This is a genomic window from Synechococcus sp. R3-13, assembly GCF_047462195.1.
GTDB lineage: Bacteria > Cyanobacteriota > Cyanobacteriia > Thermostichales > Thermostichaceae > Thermostichus.
On sequence record NZ_JANSIO010000524.1, the window covers coordinates 1 to 5,041 of the forward strand.

A 5,041-nucleotide genomic window follows, 5' to 3' on the forward strand; every position below is an offset into this window, starting at 1 on the left:
TGAGCTTATTATTGACTAGAGTCATGCTCTCCTTTCGACGGTTTGAGCGTGTGGCTGAGGTGAATCGCTGCTCATTTGGCCTGAAGAAGTTGGCCCGGAGAACGCTGCATGTCCCGTTTTGTGTTCGGCTCGGAGGAACTTGCGCCACTGCTCAGGCAGCAAGGTTGGCGGTTTACCACTGGATATCTGCACATTCACCTCAAGGGACTGGATCCCTCTGAGGGTGCGGAACCCTGGGTGTTGACCTACTACCACGGCAGGCTGCTTTTTTCTGCCGATCAACCCCTCAACACGCAAATCCTGCTGAAACGACTCTCCCGCTTTATTCCTCGCCTCAACTTGGAATGGCCACAGCGGGCCATCTCGGTGGTGCAAGAGCGCTTGATGAAAGACCATTCCTTACCTGAGCTGCTGGAGGCTATCACGCAATTGGGCCTGCTCAAGCCGGGGGAGCTGGAAGATGCCCTGTGGCTCAACCTGCTTACCGATTTCGACCGCTACCTATTCGAACGGGCAGGCACCTGTTACTTTGAGGTGCAGGAGCAGGTCGCCCAAGAGGCCCCCATTGGCGGGTTTGAGTTGGAGCCGCTGCTGCAAGAAGCCGCCCGGCGCCACGATCGCTGGGCAGATTTGAAGGTGGCGATCCCAACCCTGTTGGCGGTGCCGGTGGTCAATTGGGAACGGGTCAACCGCTACCGCATCACCGATGAGCAACGACAGAAGCTCCACACCCTCACCAAAGATGGCCAGTCGCTGGAAGCAATCGCCAAGAAGCTGTGCCGGGATCGGCTGGAGGTGGCCAATCTCTTTGCCTCCTGGGCGAAAAAAGGTTTGGTCAGCCTACAAACACCCCAAGAGCTGCTGCAGACCAAGCGCCACAACCCGATAACCATCTTGGCGGTGGACGACAGCGTGGTGATGCAGGAAATCCTACGGCAGTATTTGCCCAACTATCAGGTGATTACAACGGGCAACCCCGCCGAGGTGCTTCCTTTGTTGTTTCAGCATCGGCCCCACCTGTTGTTGATGGATATCGCCATGCCGGGGATCGATGGTCTAGAGCTTTGCCGCATTGTGCGCAGCTTAGAAGAGTTTAAGTCCCTTCCCATCCTGATGGTTACCGCTCGCGATGGTCTGCTGGCCCGCATCCGCGGCAAATGGTCGGGGGCAACCGCCTACTTGACCAAGCCCTTCAACGAAAGTCAGCTTAATGCAGAGGTGAAGCGGCTTCTGGCCCAACAGCCGCCTGCCCACAGACAAAATCCTCTGTCGGTTCAGGGAGGCAGAACAGGTCATCCTGCCCTGTTTCAGGGATCCCCCCGTTCCCTCGAGGATCAAGCCAAGGCGTAGTGTCCTTCTGAGTTGATCCCCGTCGCCATTGGCTTTCCTGTCAAAATCAACAAAGGTTTTATGTTAGATAAGAAGTCAACTCAAGAGACCATAACTTGTCTGAGCTGACTGCTAATGTCAATGGATTGATAGCTCATTAGGACATGCCCAAAAGAGAAAAATAGGTTGCCGGGGATTTCAGAAACAAGAGACGAAGTAAGCATCCCATACACTGAAAACTTATCCGATCAACCTTCCTCATTGTCATCACGACCGGCTACTTCAATCTCTCTCAGGAACTGGCTTTTCCCCGCTGGCATTAGAGGTCGTTTAAGCCTTAGAGAAGCCTCACAAGGCTTCTGGCAAAAGAGTCCATACTAAGGGTACCGACAAACAAGCCCTGAAGACATGAAAAAAGATCGAACAGGGTTCAGCAGGCACTTCTGAAGGCAAACCAGAAATATTAAACGCTGTCGTGGATCCCGGCAAGATCAATGAGAGGGAGAAATCAAGCAGAAATTGCTCAGGATCCATGGACAGGGATCCCAAGAATACGTAAAATCGAGTAAAGAATGTAAAGAAAACGCCACACTTCTCCAATTGGTCCCGATCCCCAAGGAGCATTATGCTGCGACTGGAACACATTAGCAAAATCTATCCCACCGGTGAGGTGCTCAAGGATGTGAACTGGGAAGTTAAGCCTGGGGATCGCGTCGGCCTAGTGGGAGTAAACGGGGCCGGAAAGACCACCCAGCTCAAGATTATCTGCGGGCAAGAAGAACCGACCAGCGGCAAGGTGATCCGCCCCGCCAACCTGCGCATCGCCTATCTCACCCAAGAATTTGGAGTGGATCCCGCCCGAACGGTGCGAGAAGAGTTCTGGACAGTCTTTCAAGAGGAAAACCGCATTCACCAAGAAATTGCCCAAATCACCCAACAGATGGAGCAGGCGGACGCGGACACGTTGGAAACCCTTTTGCGCCGCCTAGATCGTCTACAGCGCCAATTTGAGAGTTTACATGGCTATGAACTGGAGGCGCGTATTGAGAAAATCCTGCCGGAAATGGGGTTTGAGCCGGAGGACGGGGATCGGTTGGTGAGCGCCTTCAGCGGCGGCTGGCAGATGCGCATCAGCCTGGGGAAAATCCTGCTGCAAAAACCCGATTTGATGTTGCTAGACGAGCCGACCAACCACCTAGACTTGGAGACCATTGAGTGGCTGGAAAACTACCTCAAGAGCTTGACGATCCCCATGGTGATTGTTTCTCATGATCGAGAGTTTTTGGATCGGCTTTGCACCCAAATTGTGGAGACGGAGCGAGGAGTTTCTACGACATACTTGGGTAACTATTCTCAATACCTACTCCAAAAAGTTGAACGGCGAGAGGCACAACAAGCTGCCTACGAACGTCAGCAAAAGGAAATTGAAAGGCAACAAACCTTCATCGATCGCTTCCGGGCCAGTGCCACCCGCAGCACTCAGGCCAAAAGCCGCGAAAAACAACTGGAAAAGATCGAGCGGGTCGAAGCGCCCATTGGCGACGTGCGTACCCTCAAGTTTCGCTTTCCCCCTGCTCCCCGCAGTGGTCGCGAGGTGGTGAAGATCGAGAATTTGACGCACATTTATGGAGATAAGATTTTGTTTTTGGGTGCGGAGCTGTTGATCGAGCGTGGGGATCGCGTCGCCTTTCTGGGGCCCAATGGGGCAGGAAAATCCACCCTGCTGCGTCTTATCACCGGCCTAGAGCAACCTACCGAGGGATCTGTGAAATTGGGAGCACACAATGTGATCCCTGCCTACTTCGAGCAAAATCAAGCAGAGGCTTTGGATCTGAGCAAAACCGTCTTGGACACCATCCATGACGAAGTGCCCGACTGGAAAAACGAAGAAGTGCGCACGCTGTTGGGTCGCTTTTTGTTCAGTGGCGACGCCGTTTTTAAGAAAGTAGCGGCTTTGAGCGGGGGAGAAAAAGCCCGCTTGGCGTTGGCGAAAATGCTACTTCAGCCGGCCAACCTACTGATTTTAGATGAGCCCACCAACCACTTAGATATCCCGGCCAAAGAGATGCTGGAAGAAGCTTTACAGCATTACGATGGCACGGTGATCCTTGTTTCTCACGACCGCTACTTTATCTCAAAAGTGGCCAACAAGATTGTAGAGATTCGCAACGGAGAGTTGGTCGCCTACCAGGGCAACTATCACTACTATCTAGAAAAGATCGCTGAAGAGAAAGAGAAAGCCCGACAAGAGCGAATCGCTGCCGAAAAACGAGCCAAAGAGCGAGAAAAACAGAAAGCCAAAAAGGCAGCCGGCAAAACCTAAGGAGCCAAAGCAATGTTTACGGGTCTGGTTCGAAGTTTGGGCACAGCCCAGTTGATCAATTCTTCACAGCTACGGGTTACCTGTCCCCGGTTGCAACCTCAGTTGGCCTATGGAGATAGCGTGGCGGTGGACGGCCTTTGCCTGACGGTGGTGGAGATTCTGCCCGATGGATTTTTGGCCGATGTTTCGCCGGAAACCCTGCGGCGCTCGACTTGGGGCCAGGGATCCCTCGGCCCGCGCACAGTCAACCTGGAACCGGCGCTGCGGGTAGGAGACAAGTTAGGGGGGCATTTTGTCAGCGGCCATATCGATGGGGTGGGGCAACTGTGGGATCAAGCCGCCACTGGCAACGCCTGGGAGCTGAGCTTCAAGGTTCCTGAAGAGATCGGGCGTTACATCGTACCCAAGGGCAGCGTGGCGGTGAATGGGGTGAGCTTGACCATTGCTGAGGTGCGCCAAGGGGGCTGCTGGTTCAAGGTGGCTGTGATCCCCCAAACCTACCGCGAGACCAACCTTTCTCAGCTCCAAGTTGGGGATCCCGTCAACATAGAGGCGGATATTTTGGGCAAGTATGTGGAAAAATTGCTGGGCTTGCTGCCCCCCGAGAGCAGCGTTTCTCTGGAGTTTCTGGCCGAGCATGGCTATATCTAGGTACCTTTCCCATGATCCACCCCGAGGAAGTTGAGCGCCTGCGCGGCGTAAATGTTTATCTCATTGGGATGATGGGCAGCGGCAAATCCACCGTGGGATCGGAGCTGGCAGCCCAGTTGCGCTTTCAATTTTTCGACACCGATGGTCTGGTGGAGCAGGTGGGGGGTTCTTCCATCGCTCAGATCTTCGCCGAGCATGGGGAAGCCTACTTCCGGGATCTGGAGACGCAGGTGTTGGCCCAGTTGAGCAGCTACACCCGGTTGGTGATCGCCACAGGCGGCGGCATTGTGTTGCGCCCCAAAAATTGGAGCTACTTGCACCATGGCCTCACCGTTTGGCTGGATGCGACCCCCGAGCTGATTTGGCAGCGGCTCAAGCGGGATCCCGGCCAACGCCCCCTGCTGCAAACCCCCGACCCCCAAGCTGCCCTGTACAAGCTGATGCAAGAGCGAGAGCCGTTCTACGCCCAAGCCGACGTGCGGGTGCCTATCCGGTCAGAAACCAGCCCGCCCCAATTGGTTGAACAGATCTGGCAAGCCATTCGCGCCCGCCTGCGAGACGGGATCCCCTCCTAGCCACCTCGCGCCCAACACAAAAAGGGATCCCATGAGGGATCCCTGAACTCTTTAGTTTTTGATTTTTGATTACTCAAGATTCGCCGGGAGCGGATCCCTGACGCAGCCAGGGTAGCTTCCTTTAGAGCGCGTTGCCGCGGGGGAGGACTTCTTCAGGGAACTC

At 54.7% G+C, this 5,041-nt stretch carries 4 protein-coding genes; all 4 read left to right on the forward strand.

All coding sequences use genetic code 11. The features are described from left to right. The first annotated feature begins 108 nt into the window (after positions 1-108). The 4 genes from NW856_RS14320 to NW856_RS14335 all read left to right on the forward strand — a co-directional run bounded on the left by NW856_RS14320 (position 109) and on the right by NW856_RS14335 (position 4,878). Positions 109-1,350, forward strand: coding sequence for a response regulator (locus NW856_RS14320; RefSeq protein ID WP_011433340.1), 1,242 nt, complete (start codon positions 109-111; stop codon positions 1,348-1,350). Positions 1,351-1,954: 604 nt separating this feature from the next. Next, a complete protein-coding gene (locus tag NW856_RS14325) occupies positions 1,955-3,652 on the forward strand; it encodes an ATP-binding cassette domain-containing protein (protein WP_414400777.1) in 1,698 nt (565 codons plus the stop codon). 12 nt (positions 3,653-3,664) lie between these two features. Then, positions 3,665-4,303, forward strand: coding sequence for a riboflavin synthase (locus tag NW856_RS14330; protein ID WP_414332173.1), 639 nt, complete (start codon positions 3,665-3,667; stop codon positions 4,301-4,303). 11 nt (positions 4,304-4,314) lie between these two features. Further along, a complete protein-coding gene (locus NW856_RS14335; protein WP_414374890.1) occupies positions 4,315-4,878 on the forward strand; it encodes a shikimate kinase in 564 nt (187 codons plus the stop codon). Positions 4,879-5,041: the final 163 nt, after the last annotated feature.